Origin of the sequence: Weissella kandleri, from assembly GCF_045504165.1 — a bacterium.
Classification (GTDB): domain Bacteria; phylum Bacillota; class Bacilli; order Lactobacillales; family Lactobacillaceae; genus Weissella; species Weissella kandleri_A.
Genome location: NZ_JBJJNY010000002.1, coordinates 155823 through 182515, shown reverse-complemented (window position 1 = coordinate 182515; position 26693 = coordinate 155823). Strand labels below are relative to the sequence as shown.

General features: G+C 36.8%; 20 protein-coding genes. All 20 read right to left on the bottom strand.

Annotated features, from left to right (window positions below; all coding sequences use genetic code 11):
• Nucleotides 1–11 precede the first annotated feature (11 nt).
• Complete coding sequence (locus ACJQWY_RS02070; protein ID WP_407076099.1) at nucleotides 12–1157, bottom strand: CDP-glycerol glycerophosphotransferase family protein; 1146 nt, start codon at nucleotides 1155–1157, stop codon at nucleotides 12–14.
• A 33-nt stretch (nucleotides 1158–1190) separates the two neighbouring features.
• A complete protein-coding gene (locus tag ACJQWY_RS02065; protein WP_407076098.1) occupies nucleotides 1191–1616 on the bottom strand; it encodes a hypothetical protein in 426 nt (141 codons plus the stop codon).
• A 62-nt stretch (nucleotides 1617–1678) separates the two neighbouring features.
• Complete coding sequence (locus ACJQWY_RS02060) at nucleotides 1679–3802, bottom strand: CDP-glycerol glycerophosphotransferase family protein (protein WP_407076097.1); 2124 nt, start codon at nucleotides 3800–3802, stop codon at nucleotides 1679–1681.
• Nucleotides 3803–3831: 29 nt separating this feature from the next.
• Nucleotides 3832–6642, bottom strand: a complete 2811-nt coding sequence (locus ACJQWY_RS02055; protein WP_407076096.1) for a CDP-glycerol glycerophosphotransferase family protein — start codon at nucleotides 6640–6642, stop codon at nucleotides 3832–3834.
• A 75-nt stretch (nucleotides 6643–6717) separates the two neighbouring features.
• Nucleotides 6718–7503, bottom strand: a complete 786-nt coding sequence (locus ACJQWY_RS02050) for a hypothetical protein (RefSeq protein WP_407076095.1) — start codon at nucleotides 7501–7503, stop codon at nucleotides 6718–6720.
• 88 nt (nucleotides 7504–7591) lie between these two features.
• A complete protein-coding gene (locus ACJQWY_RS02045; protein ID WP_407076094.1) occupies nucleotides 7592–8485 on the bottom strand; it encodes an LCP family protein in 894 nt (297 codons plus the stop codon).
• A 25-nt stretch (nucleotides 8486–8510) separates the two neighbouring features.
• Nucleotides 8511–8888, bottom strand: a complete 378-nt coding sequence (locus ACJQWY_RS02040) for a hypothetical protein (RefSeq protein WP_407076093.1) — start codon at nucleotides 8886–8888, stop codon at nucleotides 8511–8513.
• 194 nt (nucleotides 8889–9082) lie between these two features.
• The gene (locus ACJQWY_RS02035) at nucleotides 9083–9880 is read right to left on the bottom strand and encodes an alpha/beta fold hydrolase (RefSeq protein WP_407076092.1); all 798 of its coding nucleotides are present in this window, start codon (nucleotides 9878–9880) and stop codon (nucleotides 9083–9085) included.
• 582 nt (nucleotides 9881–10462) lie between these two features.
• The gene (locus ACJQWY_RS02030; protein WP_407076091.1) at nucleotides 10463–11884 is read right to left on the bottom strand and encodes a hypothetical protein; all 1422 of its coding nucleotides are present in this window, start codon (nucleotides 11882–11884) and stop codon (nucleotides 10463–10465) included.
• 31 nt (nucleotides 11885–11915) lie between these two features.
• Nucleotides 11916–14711, bottom strand: coding sequence for a CDP-glycerol glycerophosphotransferase family protein (locus ACJQWY_RS02025; RefSeq protein ID WP_407076090.1), 2796 nt, complete (start codon nucleotides 14709–14711; stop codon nucleotides 11916–11918).
• 427 nt (nucleotides 14712–15138) lie between these two features.
• Nucleotides 15139–16545 (bottom strand): dihydrolipoyl dehydrogenase, encoded by a 1407-nt coding sequence (gene lpdA, locus ACJQWY_RS02020; protein WP_407076089.1) that lies wholly within the window; start codon nucleotides 16543–16545, stop codon nucleotides 15139–15141.
• A 2-nt stretch (nucleotides 16546–16547) separates the two neighbouring features.
• Complete coding sequence (locus ACJQWY_RS02015) at nucleotides 16548–17864, bottom strand: dihydrolipoamide acetyltransferase family protein (protein ID WP_407076088.1); 1317 nt, start codon at nucleotides 17862–17864, stop codon at nucleotides 16548–16550.
• Nucleotides 17857–18837, bottom strand: coding sequence for an alpha-ketoacid dehydrogenase subunit beta (locus ACJQWY_RS02010; RefSeq protein ID WP_407076087.1), 981 nt, complete (start codon nucleotides 18835–18837; stop codon nucleotides 17857–17859). The genes ACJQWY_RS02015 and ACJQWY_RS02010 overlap by 8 nt, the downstream gene beginning before the upstream one ends.
• A gap of 2 nt (nucleotides 18838–18839) precedes the next feature.
• The gene (locus ACJQWY_RS02005) at nucleotides 18840–19976 is read right to left on the bottom strand and encodes a thiamine pyrophosphate-dependent dehydrogenase E1 component subunit alpha (RefSeq protein ID WP_407076086.1); all 1137 of its coding nucleotides are present in this window, start codon (nucleotides 19974–19976) and stop codon (nucleotides 18840–18842) included.
• A gap of 13 nt (nucleotides 19977–19989) precedes the next feature.
• The gene (locus ACJQWY_RS02000; RefSeq protein WP_407076085.1) at nucleotides 19990–20988 is read right to left on the bottom strand and encodes a lipoate--protein ligase; all 999 of its coding nucleotides are present in this window, start codon (nucleotides 20986–20988) and stop codon (nucleotides 19990–19992) included.
• A gap of 318 nt (nucleotides 20989–21306) precedes the next feature.
• Nucleotides 21307–22119 (bottom strand): Cof-type HAD-IIB family hydrolase, encoded by an 813-nt coding sequence (locus ACJQWY_RS01995; RefSeq protein ID WP_407076084.1) that lies wholly within the window; start codon nucleotides 22117–22119, stop codon nucleotides 21307–21309.
• A gap of 49 nt (nucleotides 22120–22168) precedes the next feature.
• Entirely contained in the window at nucleotides 22169–23128 is a 960-nt protein-coding gene (locus ACJQWY_RS01990; RefSeq protein WP_407076083.1) for a GRP family sugar transporter, read from the bottom strand.
• 304 nt (nucleotides 23129–23432) lie between these two features.
• Nucleotides 23433–23705, bottom strand: coding sequence for an HU family DNA-binding protein (locus ACJQWY_RS01985; protein WP_057753762.1), 273 nt, complete (start codon nucleotides 23703–23705; stop codon nucleotides 23433–23435).
• A 200-nt stretch (nucleotides 23706–23905) separates the two neighbouring features.
• A complete protein-coding gene (der, locus tag ACJQWY_RS01980; RefSeq protein ID WP_407076082.1) occupies nucleotides 23906–25216 on the bottom strand; it encodes a ribosome biogenesis GTPase Der in 1311 nt (436 codons plus the stop codon).
• 189 nt (nucleotides 25217–25405) lie between these two features.
• Entirely contained in the window at nucleotides 25406–26671 is a 1266-nt protein-coding gene (rpsA, locus tag ACJQWY_RS01975) for a 30S ribosomal protein S1 (RefSeq protein WP_407076081.1), read from the bottom strand.
• Nucleotides 26672–26693 lie beyond the last annotated feature (22 nt).

The following is a 26693-nucleotide window of genomic DNA, read 5'->3' as shown; positions in this document are numbered from 1 at the left end:
CTACATTTAATTCAGTTTTCTTTAATAATTTGTTTTAAGCTTTGGACCGTCTCAGTAGCCGCGTGCGGATTAAATTTATGGTTAAGCTGCAACAACTTTTCAAATGGATAAGGTTTCGTCTCTAAGAGCTGTTGAACTAACGCTTGCTCTTCATAAAAAATAGGTAAGCCCGTTTCACTTGGTTCAAAACTAAAGCCCCGTTCTTGACGATAACTACCAATATCGGTTTGGATTAAATAAATAGGTCGCTGATAGACAGCAAAGTCAAAGAAAACTGACGAATAATCCGTAACTAAAACATCCGCCACGATAAATAATTTATACAAAGAAAACTTTGAAGCGGCAATTAAATTAACCGGCGTTTCATCCTCAGCAAAGTAGTGTCCACGATAAATTACATTATATTTGGTCGTTAATTGTTGCAAGGCTTGGTCAGATAAGATTCCACTATGAACATTTGGTCCGTTCCGATAAGTAGGCACATATAATAACACTGGTTTATTATTCTTAATTTTTAACTGCTTTTTGATGCGCTTCGCTCGATATAAACGATCGTAACGTAAATTAATATTTTTGCGTAGCTGTCCGACTTCCAAAACATTTTGTGTTTTAGGAAACAAATTCGTTAATTTTTCAGTATCATAAGGCCCATAGGTGAACAAATCATCAATCTGGACATGATCATACCAGTACTGCACCAGCGGTGCTAAGCCCTTTTCTGCATGCCCTAGGGCCTTCATCGGAATACCATGCCAAAATTGGATATAGATATTATCCGGATGTTTAAAAGGGACTAGCCGATCAATACTCGTATTGGAAATCCAATATTTTGATTTTAGTAAATGATAAAAATAACTAATACGATTAGAAGACACCTTCCGGCGAATGGCAGATTGTTGAAAATCTTGTGGCCGATTAAACGCCCACACCAATTCATAATCAGCAAAATCCGGATCTTCACGCAATAAATGATAAGCCTCTAATGGCGTGTCTGAATATTGTCGTCCACTATAAGACATAAATAGTATTTGTTTTTCGTTCGGCTTCACAAATATTTTTAAAATAGTTATTAAAACGGAACCGAAAAAAAGCCAACAAAAACCAAATAGTTTAGAGGCTTTAATAAAATTTTTAATCTTTTGCGCGGTAATTTTCATTAATAAATTCTTTCTATTACTAATTAATATCTTTTACTGGATGGCTTGTTGAATTAAAGCGGTTGCAACTAGCGTCCCCACTTCAATTTTTACATCCTTTAATCCCAAATTTAAAACCTGTACCTTCAAGTTTGTCCCGTCTGTTACAGGCTGCACTAGCAATAAATGTTTTTTAGATAATGCGTCTGCCAAATGTAATTGAATATACTCCAAATCATTTAACTCAATGGTAATACCGGTGTGAACTTCAGATGGGGTTAAAAGGTTCTGTAAATCGGGATTACTCCGCAAGCCCTTTAACTGCTTGCTTATTTTTAATAAATTAAAGTCTTTAAAAAATGGATTACTTAAGATCGAAGGCACCACTACTGTATTTTGAGCTTCTATGGAATAACCGGGTAACCCATTAGTACCAAATGGTAATTGAATATCTTGATCGTCTTGCTGAATTTTTCTCACAACTAAACCTCCTTTATCATACTACGTGTATAAGATATTAATGTAACAGTTTTATGCTATTTTTATTGCCAAAAAATTTTTACTGACCAGAGGCGGCGCTTCAACACGCGCAAATATTGTCGAACATTTACCAAAAAATAATGCCAACCAAGCCGTGACCAACTGCTTAAATTTAAATGCGCAGGTCTTTGATGACTTAACTTATTACGAATAAATTGAACGTGTTTCGCATTAATGTGTGTGATATCAGCTAATTGTGCATCAACTGCCTGCCTGTATGTCATCCCCATCTGACAATTATGCTGGAATAAATTAGTTAATTCCACTAACAAAGCATCTAGCTGAACCACGACTGGGCCAAATTCCCAAATCGTTTTATCAAAAAAGCCATTCCATTGTTGTTCATATTCGGCTTGATCAAACTGGAATAAAATAATGGGCTTTCGTTGATAGGCAAAATCCCAGACCATACTTGAATAATCCGAAATAACCGCATCTGCATCATGAATAACTTGACCCAAAGCTTCTTGACTACTGTCGGTGACCACAATCTGCTCATTTTCTACTAAATATTTACTAAACCGTCGCATCTTAGGGTGCAAGAACACCTTTAATTGATATTTATTTGCCTTTAATAAAGCCTGCAAAACTGGACTACTAATTAGTTCTTGGATTGTCAGGAAATACTCACTCTGCAAAAATTCTTCATCAGTTAAATAAGCTAATTTTTCACGCCATGTTGGAAAATATAAAATCATACGCTTTGAAGGCTGTGGTGTTAACTTTTCCCACCGTGGTAACCCAAACGTATTAATCCTACTCCGGGGATATTTTAAAATGGTCTGAATTAGCTGCCGTTCATGGTTTGTAGACGAATTAATATAATCATAACCAGAGCGATGATACTTAAAGACGTCCCCCAATTTACGAATTCCCACCACCCCATGTTGTAAGAAATAATTATTTTTTTGCCGGGCTAATTCAATTATGTTTCCAAAATTAAAATTAAATTGATAAACATGCGGAATACTCTCTGAAGCCACTAACATTTGGTCTTCAATTAAATGCTGATAATATTTATCACTAAAGAGCGGTAAAATTTGTGACGACCAAGGTGTCAAATCATGTGCTTGGGGGGCTTTGGTATCAATGACATAGAAAGTATGCTCAGCCAAAGACGTCGTTTGTAAGTAACAGAACAAGGCGAACCCATTGTCTTGTGCCATTTGTGCCTCTTTTTCAAAAATAATGATATTCCCATTTTTTTGATTGGGGCGATAACGTTCCAAAGCCCGTGCTTCCCGCTCCCGAACTTCTGGCAAATCGACTGGGTGTAAATCACGATAATGAATCCATAACGCTTTATTAAAAGCGACTTGCACTAGTAACTTCTTTTGCGTATTAATTTGAAATACATCTCGATATGGACGATGCAGCTGTTGATAAAATTTACGCGAAATTGCATTAACCTGATACATTAACTGCAACTGATTTTTATTCGCATGTACGATCAAGATATATGAATCACTATAAATTTTATTCGAAATATCAGATTTATTAAAAATCGCCCGAATTTCCCACCAACCGTTTAACCGATTAATTACTTGGTGCTGTGGTTGTAAATCCACAGTAGCATCACTACGCCGATAACTCAAAGTTACCCCATTAATATGATCCATCTTTTGGGGATACACCGGTTTAAATTGGACAACAAACGTTAATGTTTGGGGGGTATCAATGATTTCATCTAAGCGTTGTTGTGCGATTAAGCCTCGTTCTTTACCATCAACATAAACTTTTTTACAGAGATACACAGCTAAAACGCCACCGATGGTCATATAAGGAATCACATCACGTCCCGCACTAGCCAAAGCCGCCAATGGATTAAAGTAGCGTGCCCAAGTCGGCGTACCAAACGTCTTGCTATTCACAATTTGGTACAATTGGTCTGCCACTTGTGCACAGATTACTAATCGTAAATTATGGGTGAAATCACCAAAAGTTGATTCGTCCATAATGATTTCCCAAAGATTTTCGGCACATTGTCGACTATGAAGCGGAATTTTTAAATTTTGTTTTTGATTAACAAGCCAAAATTTATCAATTTGCCCGCCAACCGGACGCTGTAATTTCAGCTGCATGCCTGCTGCTTCAAATTTGACATAGGCTCCTTTTAATTTTTTCATTGATTTCTTCTGTGCCCCTCTATCCAGATTCATCGTACTTTCTTTAATAGATGTTTGATTTTACGTTTTAATTTATGCAAATGATATTCATAAATATTTTGGAGATGTTGTTTAGTGTCCATCAAGGCTTCAGCTGTTGCTAAAATCCTATCGTTGGCATTTGTATCCCGTTGTAGATATAAATCATCCAATTTATCAGGCTGGGCTACTGTCAAATGATTTTGCTGTAAACTAACTTCCACAGCTTGTAATAACTCGCCTATTTGCCAGTAAATAGGTCCCGGGAACAATTGACCAACCTGCTCCTCTTTTTGTGCCAAACTATCATCTAATTGATAATAAAATACCGGTCGATTTTGAAGCGCAAAATCCAAAGCAACACTTGAAAAATCAGTAATTAATAATCCATGGTTAATCAATAGATTTTGAACCGTATCTTCTTTTTCACTAATGACATGTACTTCCGATGATTCAAAAAGCTGATTATAGCGTTGGAAATTATGATGTAAATACAAATCCACTTGCAAATGTTCTCGTTTGATCAGTCCTGTTAAATCTGGATTTATCAATAATTCCATCAAATTACGATAAAAGTCGGTTTGCATAAATTCATCGGGCTCTAAATGATCTTGCCCTTTACGCCAACTAGGCATAATTAAAATTCTCTGTCTTACTTTGTCTTCCGGCCAGTCAGCATGGTACCTTAATAATTCATCGAAACGGGCAAGCCCCGTCAAGGCAACTTCATATGGTCGGTAACCCATTTGCTGAACTGCCATTTGTTGTTCTCGCTGACTGGAAACGATATAGCGATTGGTAAACATCGGATTTCGTCCATACAAACGTGACAAATCACGAACCCCCATAATACCATGCTGTAAGAAGATCTTCTTAACCCTTTTTTGATATCCTTGCCAGAAACTAGTATTGACAGGATATGCATAGAAGGAAGAATTCGTATGAACTACGAGATCAACATGCGCCATCAATTCAAAATGTTCCTTAGATTTGTAAATAACAACATGGTTTTCATAACCTGCTAAATTTTTCCAGTCTGCCGAATCCGCCGTCAACACATACTTAACATCAAAAGGCTGCGTCGTTGAATGCATTAAATACTTGAAAAAAGCTAGCCCATTATCTTGTGCTCGATCTGGTGACTCGACGATTACCATCTGCAAGCGCGCATTGCGATTATGACTGATTTGTTGTTTTTTTACACTTTGATAAAAAGTTAATGCTTCCTTTGAAAGAAAATATGTGCGTAATGATAATTCTTGATGATTAGATGTTCCATAAGGGTTTAACAGAACCTGCCAATCACCTTCGTATGCATTACTCAATTCTTCTGGCATGTTATGATTCCATTTTGCCCGCGCATGGTATTTACCCACGGACACACCTGGATAATCCAACCGGAACAAAAAATCATAGATTGTACCATCGTAATTATCACGTGTAATTCCAGCAGTAAACGGAAATTGATGCACATCAAATTGATACGTTTGCTGACCTGTAGCAGCACTCACACCTGCTGATAAATACAGCGTTTCTTTCGAACCACGATTACGAATTGCCAAACTCAAATCTATTGGAGTTAGGGTTTGTTGCATCTGCATGACTAATTCAAAATGATCTTGTTTCGTCTCCAACTGAATATTACTTTGCTGCACAACTGCACGTAACCATTGACTAAAAGAAACTAATTTTTGCTGAAAATTTCCATTCTCCTGTTGATAGCGGACATAGAGCTCGTGATCATCCAACCAAGCATGCTTTTGAAAAATAATTAAATTGTCCGTCACATCTAAGCTCTGAACTGAAACCTCCTGCTCACCTGCACCAATTTTTTGAAAAAAAGTGACGTTCCTGACTTTAGCTAAAACTAGCGCCAATTTAATCTGAATCGTTGGTCCAATTTCGGTTACATCTAAGACGAAAATCGGCGAACCACTCAAAGGAACCCAATTTAGTGCTGCTTGCTCATCCATCACCTTAAGCACTAAATGTTGCTGATGACTGTAAGCTAATTTAATCACAGGATTGGCTACTTCAGCACTTAAACGAATTTCTCGTTGATTTACAGGGATCTTCTCAATGCCGTTTTGCGTTACTGCAAAATAAATTCCTCGGAACAAAAGCTGTAATTCATAATCTGTGACCACCATTTCAAAATTATCAGGCCAGGTAATTTCCTTTTTGGTCTCATCAATAGTCTGTACATTAGCTGAAGCCACGGCTTGTTGCTGATGATCAACCCAGCGCGCTTCTTCAACTTGTTTTAACAACTCATCGTCTAAAATTAATCCAGTTTTATCTGAGTGCACTTGTTGTATTTCAAGCATCTGCTTTTGATAATCGACAGGTGTCTCAACCTGATTTAAAAATGCTAATAAATCAGCTTTCGTCTGAAAATCATAATCTTGATCCAAAAAATTCAACTGATAACTTTTGATTCGCTCATTTTGATCAAAATTATATGTTAAATATGTTCGATTTTGACCATCACGATATTCGTCACGAAGATGTTGCCCAGTCTCTAATTGATAAAATTTAAACAAAGTTGCATTTTTTCGCCGGTTTAAAGCAATAATGATTTTTTCTTGTTTTGTTACTAATTTAATTCGCTTAATTTCATGACTAGAACGACCTTGTTTTATGATAACAACATCCACCCCTGCACTATTAAATTGGTACTGTCGCTGATTATCATCATATATTTTCGGAAGCTGTTCCCAATTTCCAAAATGTTGTTCCAGATATTGTTGATAATTGTTAGTAACGCTTTTTTCCGAAGCCCCTAACCGATCAATAACTTGCGCCATATTTTTAAAATTCATAATCTATAACCCACACCTAACACATTATTATTTATGTATAACTAAAAATAGAAAAGCCTATTTTTTAGTCCTAATTTAATTATTTAAAAATTTATCTTGTAAAGCCTCGTAAACCGGTTCTGAAATTCGTCGATAACCTTTACGCGTCAAATGTGTCATATCCACAAAGAGCTCACCCGCATCGTGAGGACGTTCGACATACGGCTGCAAATCCAGATAATTTCCCTTTAAGGCCGCTTGTTGTTGTGCATTCAAAGCTTGATGAGATTCAAATACAACTACATCATTTTCATGAATAGGCAAATGCTTCAATAAATTAGCACCACGAATATAATCATTCATCGAAAAATTAGCTCGGTTTTCCACATTTACCGCTAAACCATCTTCTTTCGCCTTTTCTGAAATAATACTAGGGACTGTATTCGCATCATCACTACCAATCCCATACATGACAGAGTTACCTAAGAAATAAACATTTCGCGCGCCATGTGTTTTTTGTTCATCAGGTATCGCACGGTGCCCATCTTGAATATTAACATACGTCTCAGCCTTATCTTTTAATAAATCGTACCCTGCGTACGTATCTAATGCCCAACCGTCAATAACTTGGCGCATATACTCAGGTGATTCATTTAATTCTAGTAAACTTTGCAAAAATTGATTATTGCGCGCCATTTCGCGAATTTTAGCAATAGATGTTTGTGCAGCTTGTATTTCATATGCTGATTTATTTTTAATATTTTGAGCTGTAGGAAAATGGACATATAAAACTTGTGCGCCTAATTTATATATTTCTTCTAGTGGGTTAACCAGAACTTTATTAGTAAAGGCCGCATCTAAAATCGTATTACCTACTTCCATTTACAACCTAAAATAATTAATTTTAAATCTCAAAAGTGCAAAAACAAAAGCTAAATGACGTTCATCTAGCTTTTTTACTATATCCCGACTATTGTTCATTCATAGCGTTTTCAATTTCATTATGCACGCGGTTAATTTCATTTTGTGGAATGATTTGGTAAGACACCCCATTCTCCATGATACCATTTCCCATAATTTGATCAGTTTCGATTGTATTAGCTGCTTTACTATACTTCATTGCCAAATTTTGGAAAGAAGATTGAGAAATATTTGAGCGAACGTTATCTGAAACTGAAGATAAGAAACTATTTGATAAGGCTGAAGTTGGGTTTTGCTTTAACTTATTCAAAACGGCCTTCACAACCATTTGCTGACGTTCTTGTCGACCATAATCTCCCTTTGGATCATCGTAACGCATCCGAGAAAAGGCCAAGGCTTCGTCCCCATCCATACTATAACTTTGACCATTCACAAATGAATAACCTTCATAATCAAATGTTAATGGTGAAGTTACCGTTACACCACCGACTGACTCAACCAATTGCTTCAAACCGTTCATGTTGACTAACATATACCCATCCAGCTTGATATCTAATAAATTCTCAACGGCACTAATTGCTGAATCAGCATCACCTTCTGCATAAGCCGCATTTAATTTAGCGGTATGTCCATTTAATTGAATTTTTGTATCACGCTCAATTGACACTAAAGTTGTCTTTTCAGATTTTGGATTAACCGTCATTACCATCATCGTATCTGTTCGACCTTTATAGTCACGGCCTAAAGCACCAGTATCTGTCCCTAATAACAAGTATGAGACGGACTTACCAGAACTAGTCTTTTTATCTGACGCCTTACTCAAGGTACTATCAGAGGAATTAATTTTTGATGCCGCATTATGCAACTGATAGTATGCATATCCAGAAATTCCCACAGCCAAAGCAACAATGATTCCCAAAATACTCCATAGAATTTTTTTCATTTTTATCTCCAATCTCTAATTGCACTTATTGATTCCACGTAAAAGCGATTTTACCAACTCTACCGTTTTTAACTAACCGTAAGATATATTTATTATTCCCGTAATCAATCTTATAAATAAAACTGCTATTAGTGTGTAAATTCTGAATAGTCAACATTGTATTACCTTGATCAACCGACTGAATCATATAAAAATCTTGGCCATTAATATTTACAAGATTATCATGCACAATGACTTTTTTACTCTTATCATTATTTTTATAATATTGTCCTGGCTTTATCTTCGTCTGTTGAATATGATTGGCAATATCATAATAAGATTTCAATTTAAAATTAAGATATAGACTACCACTTAAACATAATATTAACAAAAAGATTAAAATCCTTTTCAACCAAATCTTCATCGTCCATTCTCCGTTTCACTATCACTATGCAACAAAAAAGCCAGGTAGACCCTTGATTACATAAATATAAATGCGCAAATTTTAATTATACTGTATATATTTTACAAAAAAATATTCACACTTTTTATAATATCACGCATAGTCCTTAATTAACAAAATTAATTTGCTTAATGCGTTAACCTTAGCCTAATTTTTTAATTAATTTGGTCAAAAAACGCTAAAGCCACCTGATTAAATTCATCTGCTGCTTCTAGATGGGGCACATGCCCGACTCCCTCAAAATGATACGTCTGGGACTGAGGATTCCTTTGCAATTTTAACGCAATTTCTGGATAATTAGCCGGATATAACGGTGACGCATCCCCCGACATAAATAAATGCGGTCGCTGTTCAGTCGGCAACACATCTCGCCAATCTTGCGCAATTCCGTCTAACAATAACGAATGCGTTAATTTAAAGTCAAACGGCGTATAATTTTCTGCCAAAACTTTTTTAATTTCGGAACTTAAATGCTTTTGCGTTAATTTAATATGTGGAAAACGTTCCGCAAAGGTGCCTAATTGCCTCAAATCCGAACCTTTAAGCCCCGCCTGCCATTCTCCTTCATTTAACATTTTGGGTGACTGATCTTCCGTTATTATGCTTAAGACCTTTTGATTACCGAAAAGTGAAAGATATAATTCCCCCACGCTGGCCCCCATCGAATGTCCAATTATATATACCGCTTTTATATCTAATTGCTGTAGTAGCTCAGCTACATCCATCGCCAGACGCGCAATGCGCAAACCCTGAGCAGTTTGTTCACTTTGACCATGGCTGCGATAATCCAGCCGTAAAGTACGATAACCAGCCGCGTTAAACGCTTCAATCTGTGGCGTCCAAGTAGCAATGTTACTAGTGTAGCCCCCCAGTAGTAAAATGATGGTGCCATTATGTGGCCCATCTAATTGATAATGAATTTGAATTCCGTCATTAGTTTTTAAAAAAGACATATTTACTTCCCTCATTCGTTCCAAGCATTAAACTTATCATAACTTTGATTTCAAATATGTATTCGTTTACAAATATTTTACCATATTATTAAAGTACCTCTTATTATAATTCACAAAATTATAACTTTTTTATATTATTAATACCTAATTCATGAAACTATTCATCAAATAGTAATCAGAAAATCTGAATATTTTATTTATTTTACATAAAAAACAAACAATTACATTAATCAAAATTTTCTTCGAGTAACTTCAACCATCTACCCCAATGTTTTAAGAAATCTCTTCGCTATTTACGCACTCGAATCAGAGGAATCATCAATGCTATGTAACTATCATAATCAAACTCACCAAACGAGTTACGTATGATTATAAAAACTTTAACAATTTTAAAGGCTCCACACGAAAAAGTGGTGTTGAAAATTCTTATTCAACACCACTTTTTTTATTTTTACACAAAATAAAAAGATTCAATTTGATACAAATGTCTCTTTCATTCGATTTCAAGCCTTATAAAATTTAATTAAACTTCATCCCAACATTAGAAGAAACGCTCATAAATAATAAATATTTTTACTCAATTTAGTTGTGCAAATTATCAATAGAGTGTATTAAAGCGTCTGCAATAATCTCATATCCAACCTTATTCATATGCGTCATATCCGTAAATATTTCCCCATAGTCATGAGGACGACTGAACTCATCCGTCATATCAATATACATATCTATACTTTTCTGTTGTCTTTCACTAAGAACTACATGTCCTCCAAAAACAACAACATCGTCATCTTTAAAATCAATTCCCTTCATTAAAGAAACGCCTCTGACAAAATCATTCATGGAAAAATTAGCTCTCATTTTAGAACTATAATTAGTTTTTTTAGCAAAATAAGCTGGAATCGTATGAGCATCATCGCTTCCTACACCGAACATTACAGAATTACCGAAAAAATAAAATGATCCTTTTCCATTTATTAATTTTTTCCCGTTATCTGGTATTACTCTATATCCATCACTGATATTAGAATATTTCAATTCTCTATCAACCATCTTATCATAATCACCGGTGGTATCTAATCTCCACCCCTCCATAACATTTTTAGCATAATCACCATCGTCATTAAATCGTGACAAAGATTCTGGTAAAATATTATTTTTAACTTCAGATCGGACCTTTCCAATTGTAATGTTAGAACGATTCTTTTCTATTTCAGAAGGATTTTTTACATCTTTCAATACTGGAAATTTAATATAAATAGTTTTATTTTTAATACTATTTAATTGATCTACCAAATATTTTTCTACAAATGCTTCTTGTAGTAAAGAATCAAAATTCAAAATTCGTGCATCATTACTTTCAAATTTGTCTTTAATGCTATTAGGCATTCCTTCGATATTGAGCACATAATCATTCTTATCGCATTGAACTCTGGAATCATATACCCGATGTTCAAAAGTACGTGAAAACAAATATCCTGCATGCCCAACTTCATTTGAAATTAAACGAGGTTTTTCAATTTTATTATTAAAAAAATACATGGATGAAATGGCGTTGGCAACCTTCATAAACTCATAATCATTAAAATATAAATTTAGTCTTTTGTTCTTAACACCATAATTATTTATTAAAAAATCAACAAAATAATCGGTTCCCACGATTGATAATTTTTCCAAAACCAATGAAGATTTATATTCATTCATGCTATTGTTTTTGATGCTTTTTGCAAGATTATTATTCAATAATGATTCCCATGTAACTTCGCATTCACCTGTTACATACTTGTTTTTATTTGCATCAAAATATATACCATAATAAATTCCTGGAGTATTTATCTTACAATTGTATCCAGCCCCACTGATCCAACCAGAAACAGCTAAGCGTTGTGTATTTTTTTCATAACGATCATCTTTTTTCCAAAGATGAACAAAATATCTAGAAAGATTTTCATCATTTTTAAATTGTATAGTGGGGACCCCATCTATGATGTGATATTCAATTATCATTTCTATCTCCATATAATTTTAGATTGAACTATTATAAATCCATCGTTTTCATAATTTCATTAAAAATTCTGTCTCTATTTTTACCATCTTGATGCGGAAAATCACTATCTATCTTCTTTTTAAAATTATCATCCATTTCCGGAACATCAATTTTTAATATTAATTCGTTAATAAACGAATCATAATCATCCCACACATGACCATATAATTCAGGCTCTACAGGAGTAACGTTTTTTCCATGATGTCCATTAAAAAAACTGTCCTTATCAAACATATATTGAATAATAGGCCTTTTCATATAAGCAAAATCTAAAATAGCTGACGAAAAGTCCGTAATTGCTATTTTAGATCTTAAGAACAACTGATTATAACTAAGATCGCTCGTAATAACATGTTCACCATCTAATTGGAATAGATGCTCATATTTCTTGAATTCAGGATGAATTTTAAATATAATTTTAAAATTTTTTTCATCTAAAGCAGTTAGTAATTTTTTATCTTTCAAGAACGAGTTTACTTCTTTATAGTATTCAGTTTTTACAAATTCTTCATCAGTTAAATTTTTATATGGTGCACGCCAAGTAGGCATAAATGCAATCCAATTTTCTCTAGCTATCTTACTGTTTATCAGTAAGTCTTGTCTAGCCATTCCAGTTAATTTAACAACAGACTCGTCATAAAAATATTCAGGCTTAATAAATTCATTGAATTCGTAATTTGCACTTGTAATAATAATATTAAAGTTACGACGACCGATATTCCAAAAAGGACTCAAACTATGCTGTGCTCTAAAAACACCATGTTGTAGAAAAATATAATTCTTATTATTAATAGCAAATTTTCTACCATCAGCTTCTTTGAAATATGGGTTGTATATATTAGGTAAAATATGTGCAGTAACTATAGCATCACATACTGACCATAATAATTTATGCTCACGAGAACCCGCATCAACTACCTTACCAATTTTTGCCACCCGCTTAAAGTCTTCTGACTTTTTAGAAATAACGTAGTACGCATCTATTTCTGGATGATGTTTTGTTACATATTCAAACATAGCCTCTGCATTATCACCTGCGTCCAAACCACGATCTTCAAAAAGCCATGTTAATTTAGTTTTATGCTTCATTTTCAATTTATACATAAATAAGTCAATATAATTTTTCCCAAAAGCAAAATCAAGTAACATATCTTTAGACTCAGATGATTTCTTTAAAATTAAATTATTATGTCTCGTTATCCCCAAATTAACTTTATTTGAAATTTTTTGAATGGAGTTACTATTATTTAATTCAATAGCATTTAAATAATTATTAATAGAATTAACTTTCAATTTTAAAGTTCTAAAATCATCCTCAACATATATTTTAAACGGATTATTATATATATTTTCTTTGTCTTCTATAACAAATTGTACATATTCATAATACCTTATGTTACTATCTTGGTATTTAGGATTATTAACATTACTATTTACAATTTTATTAGGTGTCAATTCTGTATTTCCAATTTTTAACTTATACTGTAAGTAAGAATTTTCCCTAACATACGTTCCAGGAGCACTTATTTCAAAATTAATTTCAAATTGTGATCCTTTCTTATTAATAGTAATAAATCTAGTATGAATATCTTTAGCGTAATTAAAAACAACCACATTACCTCTAGTTAAAGTCATACCATTATTACGAATATTCCAACCTAATTCTTTACCCTTAATATCATACAAGTAATATTTAATAAATTTATCGTCTATATATCTATTTATAACCTGAAAATCAATATACCTAGAGGTTATCTCTTTTTCAACGTCTGATATACTATACTTATTATTTTCACGTATCTTATAATTAAGATATTTGACTAAACTATTTTGCAAAACTAACGGAACATTATCATACGATTTAAATAATTTGTTATAATATTCTTTATTTAAATCAAAGCTTTTAACAGGACCATCTACATTATCTTTCAAAACAACAATATTCATTTTATCTTTTATTGCGTCAGCAAATAAAGTAAAGTCATCAAAATACTTTTCACTAATACTATCATTTCTAACGTATATATTATTAAATAAATCTAACGTTAAATCATTTCTGTGAAAAAGACTAATAATCTTATTTGTTTCTTTAGTATGTTTACTGGTTGCAATAACATCTACATATTTATTTTTTGTTTTAAAATTAGTATAAACTAACTCCAGCATATTTTTTTCCAATTTCTTACTGAAATTATAAAAACTCACCAATTCACCTTTAGACAATTGCAGTGCTTTGTTTTTAAGTACAACTAAATCATTGTTATCTTCAACAACAGTAATATTAATATAATTACTAATTAAATCTTGTTCTTCTTCTGAGAGAACTTTGTCATTATCAGTATTTAATATAATAATTTCTAAATTACTAAATCCTATCGTTTGCTTCTGTAAAGATTGTATTATTGAAAATATAGACGTTTCTGCCATATTTTCAATTATTAAAGACATTTTATATTCGTATCCATCTAAGTTAGGATACATTGTATGCAATAGTCCTTTATATGAATAAAAAGACTTTTGTCTAGATGTCCCATATGCATTAATTAAAGAATTAATTTTATGCGCTTCGATTGATTTATAGCCCAGTTCGTTTTTAAAAAAATAAAGATATTTTCCTCTTGGCAAATCGTTTCTTTTAAAATATTCATCTATTAAACTAATCTTCAATTTAAAATTATTTGTTTCACCCAAATATATATATTTATTATCTTCTAATGTATTTTTTATGTATATTCTTTCTTCTTCATCAAAAATTAATTCATTATTCTTAATATCCAATAATTCCATTTTTCCTAGCCCACCTCTGACAATTATATATATATTTAAATTCCCAATTATTTGTATACTATGACAATTACACAAATAAAAATAGTATATTGTATCTCAAAGATTATAAAACATATTTTATCTCAATCCAATATATTTGAAATCTTTGTTTAAACGTCTTCATTTTCACTTAGTAAATATACTCCTTTTATTTTCCGAAAACAACTTTTAAATGCCCATATATTCCGATTATACATCAGTATATTATTAAATCTGAAATAAATTAAATTTAATGTATTTATACCAAAACATCTAACATGACTACATATTTTTCGGCTAACCTTTAAATAAAATCATAATAAATAAGATTATTATATTAAAAAAATATGATGCTAGATTTCTTATCCAACATCATACCATTTATACGTAATTTATTTGCTATCAATTTCTAAATATGAATTCCAAGACCATCAGCGACTTCAGCTGCGTCCATCACAGCTTCCCCCAAAGTTGGGTGAGGATGAATCGTCAATGAGATATCTTCGGTTGTTAAGCCATTTTCAATCGCCAATGACAACTCGGAGATTAAATCAGAGGCCCCCGGACCGACAATTTGCGCCCCTAACAAGGCATTCGTAGCTTTATCAGTAATCAAACGAATAAACCCTACGCCAGCATCCATCGCTAAGGCTCGTCCATTTGCGGCAAAGGGGAACTTCGTCATTTTAACATCTAATTGCTTAGCCTTTACTGACGCCAAATCTTCACCAGTCGTAGCGAGCTCATAATGCGTGTAGGCCACTGCGGGCAATGAATAGTGTAAATCATGCGCATTTGCTGCTCCACTAATTGCTGCGGCTGCAACCTTGGCTTCGAAACTAGCCTTATGCGCCAACGCTGGACCAGCGACAATATCACCAATTGCATATATATGAGGAACATTAGTTTGCATGCTATCGTTAACTTCCAACAGTCCATGCTCACCAACTTTAATGTCCGTATTATTTAGGCCCAACGTGTCGGTATTAGCTTTACGTCCAACTGATACCAAGAGATAATCACCCGTCACTGTTTGTTCTTTACCATCTACTTCAAAAGTTAAGGTTACATCATCCTCGGTTTGGACAGCTGACTTAGCCATAGCTGAAGTAAAGATTTGTCCACCATGAGCTTTAAAATCATCCAAAACAGGCTTGGTCATTTCTTTATCAAAACCATTTAAAGTATGGTCTAATCCTTCAACAATCGTAACATCAGCTCCTAAGTTCGCATAAGCTCCACCCAATTCTGAGCCAATCACACCACCACCGACAATGATTAAATGCTGTGGAACCTCTGGCAAACTCAGGGCGCCCGTTGAATCGACAATGCGCCCAGTAAATGGGAAGCCAGGAATCTCGACGGGGCGTGATCCCGTCGCAATAATACAATTTTCAAATTGTAATAATTGATGTCCATCTTCTTGAACCACATTTAGGGTTTCATTATCATTAAAACTCGCTTCCCCTTTAATAACATCCACATGATGTTTCTTCAACAACATAGCGACCCCACCAGTTAGCTTTTCAACCACTTGATGCTGTTTCCAATCTTGAGTCTGGGCCCAATCTAATGTTCCCGTCGTAGTTAAACCAAAAGGATTTTCTTCAACGCTATCGCGATAATGGTGACCTACATTAATCAAAGCTTTAGAGGGAATGCATCCAATATTTAAACAAACTCCACCAATTTCATCACGTTCGATAATAGTAACTTTTTGTCCCAGTTCTGCCGCCCGAATTGCGGCGACATATCCACCAGGCCCTGAACCAATCACCACAGTTCCTACTTCTGTCGCTTGTGCTCCCACAACCATGCTTACACCTCCATCAACATAAAGGCCGGATCAGCCAACAATTGCTTTAAGTAATTCAAGGCTTCTTGGGCTAACATTCCATCTATTAAGCGATGGTCATAACTCAACGATAATTTCATATTTTGACCAACGGCCAACTCACCTTCAGCATTTACAATTGGTTCTTGTATAATCGATCCAAGCCCCAAGATAATTGACTCATGCCCATTAATAATCGGTGTAAACCAAGTTCCCCGCGCGGAACCTAAGTTAGAGATAGTCATTGTTGCCCCTTGCATCTGAGCGGGCTTCAAAGTACCTTCACGTACTGCACTAGCCAATTCAGCAATTTCTTTGGCAATCATCATAATTGATTTGCTTTCTGCATGCGCAATAACTGGTACGTATAGTCCAGATGGCGCATTCACCGCAATCCCCATATTGACGGTGTCATGATATACAATCTCGCTCTTGTCCATATCCACAGAAGCATTTAGCTCTGGGAACTTTTGACCCACAGCGGCCATCGCCTTCACTGCATAAGCTAAATAAGTTAGATGAATATCCTGGTTCTTAGCCACGGCCTTAAATTGTTGACGATGATTAACTAACTTTGAGACTTCGACACTATCAAAATTCGTAACAGTTGGAATCGTTTTATTTTGCGTTTCCATTGCGTGCGCGATTGCTTTACGCACACCAGACATTGGCTGACTACCCGCCTTCATACTTGGGGCTGACTGCGCTTCCACCGGTGTTGCAACTACTGGTGTTTCCTTTTCTGGGCCCGTCACTGACTCTGCCATCACTGGTTTGGCATCTAATGCTTCTGGTGCTTCATTGGTAAAGTTTTGAACATCTTGTAACGTAATATGTCCATGCCGTCCCGTAGCTGGCACCTGACTCAAGTCAATCTGGTGCTCAGAAGCATAATGCCGTACAGATGGCATCGCCAACACATTCCCATTCGTAGCTGTATGCACACCAGGCTTAGCTTCAGTCGCTGTTGGCGTAGCCGGATTTGGCACGACTAATTGCTCACTAGCTTGAGAATGGGGCTCCGTCTTAGCTGGTTGAGCAGTTTTCGTAACATCCTCACTGCCATCCCCATCGAATTCAATCAAAGGCTCACCTACTGCCACGGTTGTATTTGGTTCTACAAAAAGCTTCGTTACAGTCCCTTCATATGGTGATAAAATTTCTTGCATGAGCTTATCATTTTGCACCTCTGCCACTGAATCATCAACGGCTACATGGTCACCAACTTTCACTAACCAATTGGTAATGTCTCCTTCAGCCATACCTTCACCAATATCTGGCATCTTAAATATTTCAGTCATAGTTTACAACCTCCTGTGCTTTAGCCACAACGTCGTCAGCCTTAATCATCCAATCATTTTCAGCCTGCGCAAATGGATAAATTGAATCAGGCGCCGCAACTCGCCCAATCGGAGCTTTTAAGCTTAAAATAAAGCGTTCTGCAATTTCAGCCATCACGGTGGCTCCTACTCCGGCCATACGTTGCGCTTCTTGAACAACCAAAACCCGACCAGTCTTTTCAACTGAAGCACCAATGGTTTTCAAATCTAACGGTGAAACCGTCCTCAAGTCTACCACTTCTGCATTAATCCCTTGCTTAGCTAATTCTTCAGCAGCCTTCAATGAAACGGGTACACCACCTCCGTAGCTAATGATAGAAATATCCTTTCCTTCACGCGCAATCGCTGCCTCATCTAATGGCGTCGTATAATAGCCTTCGGGAACTTCACCCTTCAAAGAGCGATAGAGGTGCAAGTTTTCTAAAAAGATGACTGGATCATTTGACTCAACTGAACTCAGCAACAGACCTTTAGCATCGGCTGGATTAGCTGGCATAACAACCCGTACTCCGGGAACTTGCGCCACCATTCCCTCTAAGTTATCCGCGTGCATTTCAGGAGTCTTAGTTCCTCCTCCATATGGCGAACGCACAACAATTGGCATTTCTTTAGTATTATTAAAACGGAACCGGGTTCGTGACATCTGCCCAGCAATAGAATCCATTACTTCAAACACGAAGCCGAAAAATTGAATCTCCATAATCGGCCGGTAATTTTGTGTAGCGAGCCCCATCGCCATTCCACCAATACCAGATTCAGCTAACGGTGTATTAAAAACCCGCTCTTCTCCATATTTAGCTTGCAAACCATCTGTTGCTCGGAAGACTCCTCCGTTTTTACCAACATCTTCTCCAAAAATCAAAGTGTTTTCATCATGTTCAAGTGCCAGATTCAACGCTTCTTGAATTGCTGCGATATAAGTTTTTGTAGCCATAATTACTTGCCCTCACTTTCAAAATGCGCAATTTGCTCTTGCATTGCTTGACCAGGTACTTCCAACGTATGCTTTAAGAAATCAGAGATTTTTTGCTTTTCAACCGCATCCGCAATCTTAATTTGCTCATCAATTAAAGTATTAACTTCGTCCACATACGCTTGTTCCTGCTTTTCATCCCAAATGCCTTTTTCGGTCATGAAATTACGCATTCGGATCAATGGTTCTTTTTGCCACCAAGCATCAATATCTTCTTGCTTACGGTACCGCAATGGATCATCACCAGCGGTTGAATGTGGCTCCAAACGATTTGTTATAGTCTCAATTAACACTGGACCATTCCCAGCAGCAGCCCAAGCACGCGCCTCCTTACTTGCTAAGTACATAGCAAGTGGATCATTTCCATCCACAACCATACTTGGCAGGCCAGCGGCCCACCCCTTAGCTGCTAAGTGTTGCGCGGCAGTTTGTAATTTTCGTGGTGTTGAAATCGCATAACCATTGTTTTGCACAAAGAAAACTGCATTAGCGTGATATGCTGAGGCAAAATTAATTCCCTCGTAGAAATCACCTTGCGATGAACCACCATCACCAGTATAAGCATATGCCACTGCATCCTGCTTACGTTTCTTCAAACCTAAAGCTGTTCCAGCTGCTTCAACGTATTGAGCACCGATGATAATTTGTGGCATCCAAGCATTAACTGGGCGCCCATCTTCGGTTGTCATCTCATTTCCTTTAGCATGCCCTCGTGACCACAAAATCGCCTTCCAAATTGGCCAACCTTTAACCACAATTTCAGGAATATCACGGTAACCAGGGAACAACCAATCTTCATCCTTAAAAGCATACGATGATGCCATCTGTGAAGCTTCTTGTCCAGCGGTAGGCGCAAAGAATCCAATGCGACCCTGCTTAGCCAATTTAGTAGAACGAATATCCAATTGCCGGCTCAATATCATCCGTTGCATAATTGCTACTAAATCTTCATCGGTCAATTCAGAACGTTTCAAGGCTTCAGCATCCACCACTTCTCCAGCATTATTTAAAATCTGCAAAGTCGGAAAAGCTTCATCTTGCGCTTGAATTTGATAATCAAAATCTAAAATTTGCCGATTTGTTTCTGTAATATTTGCCATCCCAGGCTCCTTTCTATTCTGCACCATCACCAGTAAAAAGTGCCGCTAATTCAGCTTGTGTAATATCACCGAAGTACTGTTGCACTTCTTCAGGTGTTAGTTGTTTTTCAATCGTGTGTGGATTAAACGGCTGACCGATTAAACGATTTTCAATATCACGCCAATCTCGAACTCCCAAAAAATCACCTGTTAAATTCAATTTTTTAATCAAACCATGTTCCACATTCGCTAATACATCAATGCTTCCACCCTGATATTTAGCATGATTTTGAAAATCAAACTTCGGGCTCTGCCCATAATTCCATTCCCAGGTTGAAAACTTATCTTTTCGCCATGCTTCAATCCCGGCTTTTTGCGCATCCGTTAAGACTAACTCACCATCGCGCCCTTCATCACTAAGGTAGTATGTCAGGGCTTCGATAAATTCATCTAAAGTTTTCGTCTGTGGAGCGTAATCTTTAATATTTCCAACCCGTGCACGTACCGATTTGGCCGCCTTCGTCATAAATTTCTCATCAGCTACATTTAGGGCATGCACCATCGCATCAACATCAGTATCCCAAAGTAATGTTCCATGATGCATCAAGTATCCGCCAACATAGCGCTGCGCATTCCCCGAAACCTTTTTCCCATCTACTTCAAGATCGTTGCGCCCGGTAATTTGCGCATCAATCCCAATCGATTGTAATGCATCCTGCATCGGTTTAACAAAGCGTTTAAAATTTACGGAACTACTTTGCTCGACCGGCACAAAGAAGGTAAAACAGATATTACCTAAATCATGATAGACTGCTCCACCACCAGAGACCCGCCGCACAACTTGCACATCATGCGTATCAGCGTATTCTTGATTAATTTCACCAAACGTATTTTGATTCTGTCCGACAATAATCGCCCGCTTATTTTGCCATAAAGCAAATACTGGCTCCGTCGGCTTCAAATTGTAAAGTAACCAACTGTCCATCGCAATATTTTCATACGCATCATCCCCAAAATATTTAATAAACTGCATCTAGATCAACTCCTTATCAGTCATCTATGTAAGCGCTTACTCGTCCTTACGAATTAAGTATAGCACATTTATAATAGGAAGGTACTCATCCCATTATCAATTTTACTTAATAATAATTTTATTCACAATTTGCTTGTGATATTTATCAATAATACGCCTGCAACAGAATGAACTCTAGAATGTTTACTTGTGCAGTTGCTTGTTTAAAATTAGTAAACCGTTTTTTATTGTGAAATATTATTTTTTAAATTTAATATCAAATCCATCAAAAAAGAAGCCGAGCCGCAGCCCTGCTTCTTCAACATTAAATTTTAATTTTTAAGCTAATACATACCTATGAATGGCTTCCGCTACACCTGCATGATTATTATCATTAGTAATTACATCTGCTAGTTGCTTAATAGCTGGAACTGCATTACCCATTGCAACTCCCAAACCAGCCGCTTTAATCATCGTGCGATCATTTTCCTGATCACCAATGGCCATTGTTTCACTTTGGTCCACATCCAACTGCTTAGCTAATGCTAATAAAGCATTTCCTTTTGAAGCAATTGGATTAACAAATTCCAAATTATTGGCAGTCGAGCGGATGACCGAGACTGACTGATGAATTGATTCAGGAATGATCTTTTCCACTCGGTCTAATTCATCCGCATTTGCATTCGCAATTCCCTTAATGAGCTCCACTTTCTCAAACGAAGCATCAGATTCTGCGACATGCAATGGTAAGTTAACTAACGAATTTTCAAAGCTAGCCCAAGGATCAATTAAATGCGTTGTGGTATAGGCTTGATCTTGACTTTCAGCTTGCAAATAAATTCCTTCTTGATGCATAAAAGCATTAATTTCTGACCATTGATCCAAAGTTAGTGCTTCGGAAAATAAAATTTTCGAACCATCTGTAGTCTGCATTAAGCCCCCATTATGGGTAATAACATATTGATCTGCTCCCACTAAGACCAATTCTTCTAAAATCGGCATCACACCTGTCAAAGGCCGACCAGTGGTAATTACAATTTTAACTCCTTGTTGACGCGCCTGGCTAATGGCTTCCGCTACATCTGGCATGATTTTATGTTGATCATCCAGTAAAGTTCCGTCAATATCAATTGAAATTATCTTAATTGCCATTTTGATCCCCCGTCTATCCTAATAAATTTATAGACTTAATTATAACAGATTATAACGCTCCGAGGTTCGCCATTACGACACCACCTAAGACCACTAAGATTGACCCAATAATTGCGTAGATCATTTGACGCTTGGACTTTTTCTCGCCTAAGATAAAGATTCCACCGAAAACGCCAACGACAACTCCCATTTGTGACAAAGTCGTGGCCGTCGCTTGACCAACGGCGGGGTTAGCAGCTGAAATAAACATGAAGACATTTCCTAAGGCCCAAACTAATCCAGTAATAATATTCCGCCAAGTTGCTCGCTCAAACATTGTGGCTTGTTCTTTCATAAAGAAGATGACAATCAAGAAAGTTCCAATGATTTGTCCAATTGATTGTGGTCCCACCACTGCCGTCATGTAATACAATCCTGATCCATCGGGTGCTCCATGCAAAGCATCTGAAATATAACCGGTCTTATACAAAAGATTTGGCAAAACAAAGTACATCATGTAGCCTAATGTTGAAATCAACATGGCCAACAAGCCACCCTTAAAGTCACGATTAACATTGACTTCTTTTGGTGCATTGGGGTCAGGTAGTGAGGTTAAAATCGCACCAAACACTACGCCTAAAATAGCGATTGAGCCAAACAACCACATTTTACCAGTTGTCCACTCGCCAAGCACCGCAGCGGCCATCAAAGCGTTCCCAATGATTTGACCCCCGGTTGAAATGGGGTTACCCACTGAAACCCCCATTTTCTTAAAGCCAATAAATTGACCGGCCGTTCCAATCGCCCATACTAGCCCAGAGACAATTCCGACGACCCAGATGCGAGAATTAAAGGCGAAATCAACACCAGCATTTGGCACTACGTAGAACAACATTGTAACCAAACCAAAAATCAGAGCCCCAAAGGTCATTCCTAATGATTGTTGTCCAGCAGACCCTCCCATTTTAGTTGTAACAACTCCAACTGATCCCCAAGCTAAAGCTGGGATTAACGCTATCAATATTGACATATGTTTTTTTATTTTCCTTTCGTCCCTTTATTAATATTACAAATACGATTTTAGCATATTTTATATGTAAGCGTTATCTTTTTTACAATGAATTTTGGATTTATGTAAATAATTTACATGTATATTTCTGACCCCGTCAGTGAAACTCGTTCGTCCGCAATGGTTTGGGCCTTTTAAACCGATTCATTAAATCGTTTTAATTTTTTTCGTTTTCTAACCCATTTGGATAAAATAAAGCAAATTTATCCAAAAAAAGCTCTACCTAAAAACTTAGGTAGAGCTAAATTTTTTGAGAGGAAGAAGCTTACTTAACAGCGTCTTTCAATCCCTTACCAGGCTTGAAGGCTGGTACCTTTGATGCTGGAATATCAATTTCATCGTTTGTACGTGGGTTGCGACCCTTACGAGCGGCACGCGTCCGTACTTCGAAAGTTCCAAATCCGATCAATTGAACCTTCTCACCTGCACTCAATTCTTCTTGAATTGCAGCGAAAGTAGCATCAACAGCAGTAGTTGCATCTTTCTTTGAGAAACCAGCTTCTGCTACCTTATTGATTAAGTCTTGCTTGTTAGCCATGAGACTATCCTCCTGATTTTTAAAATCAATGTTTTTTCATAAAGTAATTAACCTTATGTCGCTATTAAATTTATCATAATTTAGCATCAATAACAAGCATTTTTATGAAAGAAAGCGCAATAGAACGCCTTTTATAACACTTTTTTAATAAAATAAGGCTAAAACAAACCCCAAAACTTCTTTTTGACCACTTTTTCCGCTTAAGTCCGGGCGCGCTTAATAATGTGCACTGGTGTTCCTTCAAAGTCAAACGCCTTACGAATTTGGTTCTCTAAGAAACGTTCATATGAAAAATGCATCAATTCAGGGTCATTCACAAAGACCACAAAAGTGGGTGGTTGAATTGAAACTTGCGTTGCATAATAAACCCGAAGTCGTTTTCCATTCCGATTAGGGGCCGGATTCAAAGCTAATGCGTCCATAATCACTTCGTTCAACGTTGCCGATTGAATGCGCCGTTGATGGTTTTCGTTCACCTTTTTAATTAAAGCTGGTAAATTATTTAACCGTTGCTTGGTCTTAGCTGACACAAAAATAATCGGTGCATAGGCCAAATATTGGAATTCAGTCCGGATTAAATCCTCAAATTCCTTCATAGTATGGTTATCTTTTTCTAAAGTATCCCATTTATTGACCACAATAATCACTGCGCGACCAGCCTCATGAGCATAACCAGCGACGTGCTTATCTTGCTCACGAATTCCCTCTTCGGCATTCAAAACCATCAAAACTACATTCGAATCATCAATCGCACGCATAGCGCGCATTACTGAATACTTTTCGGTATTTTCATACACCTTACCACGTTTTCGAATTCCAGCCGTATCGACCATTGTGAACTCATCACCTTCATCAGTCACAAACTTTGTATCGACAGCATCACGTGTTGTTCCAGCGATATCTGAAACAATTACCCGGTCTTCGCCTAACAAAGCATTAACTAGGGATGACTTCCCCACATTCGGCCGTCCAATAAATGAAAAACGAATTGTATCGTCATCAGGCACGCCCTCATCAACTGGGAAATTAGCGACAACCGCATCCATCAAATCTCCCAACCCCGTTCCGTGTGATCCAGAAATTGGGTATGGTTCTCCCAATCCTAAGGCGTAAAAATCAAAAATATCATTGCGCATTTCGAAATTATCAACTTTATTCACGGCCAAAACAACTGGCTTTTTCGTTTTGTATAATAATTTCGCTACTTGTTCATCAGCGTCTGTCAAGCCTTCATGACCGGAAACCATGAAAACGATCACATCCGCTTCATCCATCGCAATTTCAGCTTGTTGCTTAATTTCGCTCATAAATGGTTCATTACTCATTTCAATTCCGCCGGTATCAATCAAACGGAATTCATGTGTAAGCCATTCTGCACGTGTATAAATTCGATCACGTGTTACTCCTGGCGTATCTTCAACAATCGAAATTCGATCGCCGGCAATACGATTAAAAATCGTGGACTTCCCAACGTTGGGTCTTCCCACAATTGCTACGACTGGATAAGCCATCCTTACCTCTTTTCTGCTGCAATAGCATCTTAATTTATTGTTGTTATTATAACACACAACGATAACGCAACCTAGAATGCCCTTGGTCTTTAAACGTCTCAGGCTTTAGAACGATGTTGTATTGCTTAGATACAAAAGAAAAAGGTCGGAGCAAACGCCCGACCTTTTTCAGCAAAGCTGATTTAGAGTTTAATCAAAATCCTTCAAGTTGAACAAATCACCCAAAGTAGCATTTCCTTCTTCTTCAGAAGTTGAATAATTCATAGGTGCTGAGTCACGACGATTATTCTTACGTCCACCGTTGTTGTTACGACGGTTGTTGCTGTTAGCATTGCTACGACGTTCATGATCACCATTATCATTGTTCTCACGTGCAGGTGCTTCAGTCAAAGCCTTAATTGACAATGACAAACGCTGACGATCTGGGTTAACATCCAAAACCTTCACTTGAACCTTGTCACCAGCCTTCAAAACATCAGCAGGATTGTCAACATGTTCATGTGAAATTTGTGAAACGTGAACCAATCCTTCAACACCAGGGAATACTTCCACAAAAGCACCAAAGTCAACTACGCGCTTAACAGTTCCTTCAAGAACAGTTCCTTCTGGAGCATTTTCAGCAGCAGATTCCCAAGGTCCTGGTTGTGTTGCCTTGATTGACAATGAGATACGTTCCTTTTCAGGATCCAATCCCAAAACCTTCACCTTAACGGTTTCACCAACTGACAAAACATCAGAAGGTTGTGAAACACGTTCGTATGAAATTTCAGAAACGTGAACCAATCCATCAACCCCACCAAGGTCAATGAAAGCTCCAAAGTTGGTCATCCGAGCAACCTTACCTTCAACAACGTCACCAACTGACAATTCGTCAAAGATACGCTTCAAAGCTTCTGAACGCTCTGCATTCAAAACAGCCTTACGTGACAAGATCAAACGTGATTCTGCAGCGTTAATTTCAATAATTTCCGCCTTAACAGTCTCACCCTTGTATTGGTTCAAATCTTGCACGAAACGGTTTTCAATCATTGACGCTGGGATAAATCCACGAACACCGGCAACATCTACAACCAATCCACCCTTAACGACTTGCGTAACAGGAGCTTCAACGATATCACCTTCATGATACTTGTTTGCAATTTCTTCCCAAGCACGACGAGCTTCCAATTGGCGCTTTGAAAGGATCCATGAATATCCTTCTTTTTCTGAAGTAATAGGCATTTTAACTACTGCTTCAATTTGATCACCAACTTTTACCAAGTCATTTACATCAGCATCGCGATCTGAAGTCAATTCGCGGGCAGGGATTACACCTTCAACCCCAGCTCCATCAATACCAACTACAACTTGGCGTGCGTCATCAATTGCCAAAACTTCACCAGTTACTACATCCCCAACCTTTACATCGGGTTGTGCATCTAGCGCAGCCAATAGCTCGTTGTTTTCTTCGTTCATTACAATAATTCCTCCTGGTCAC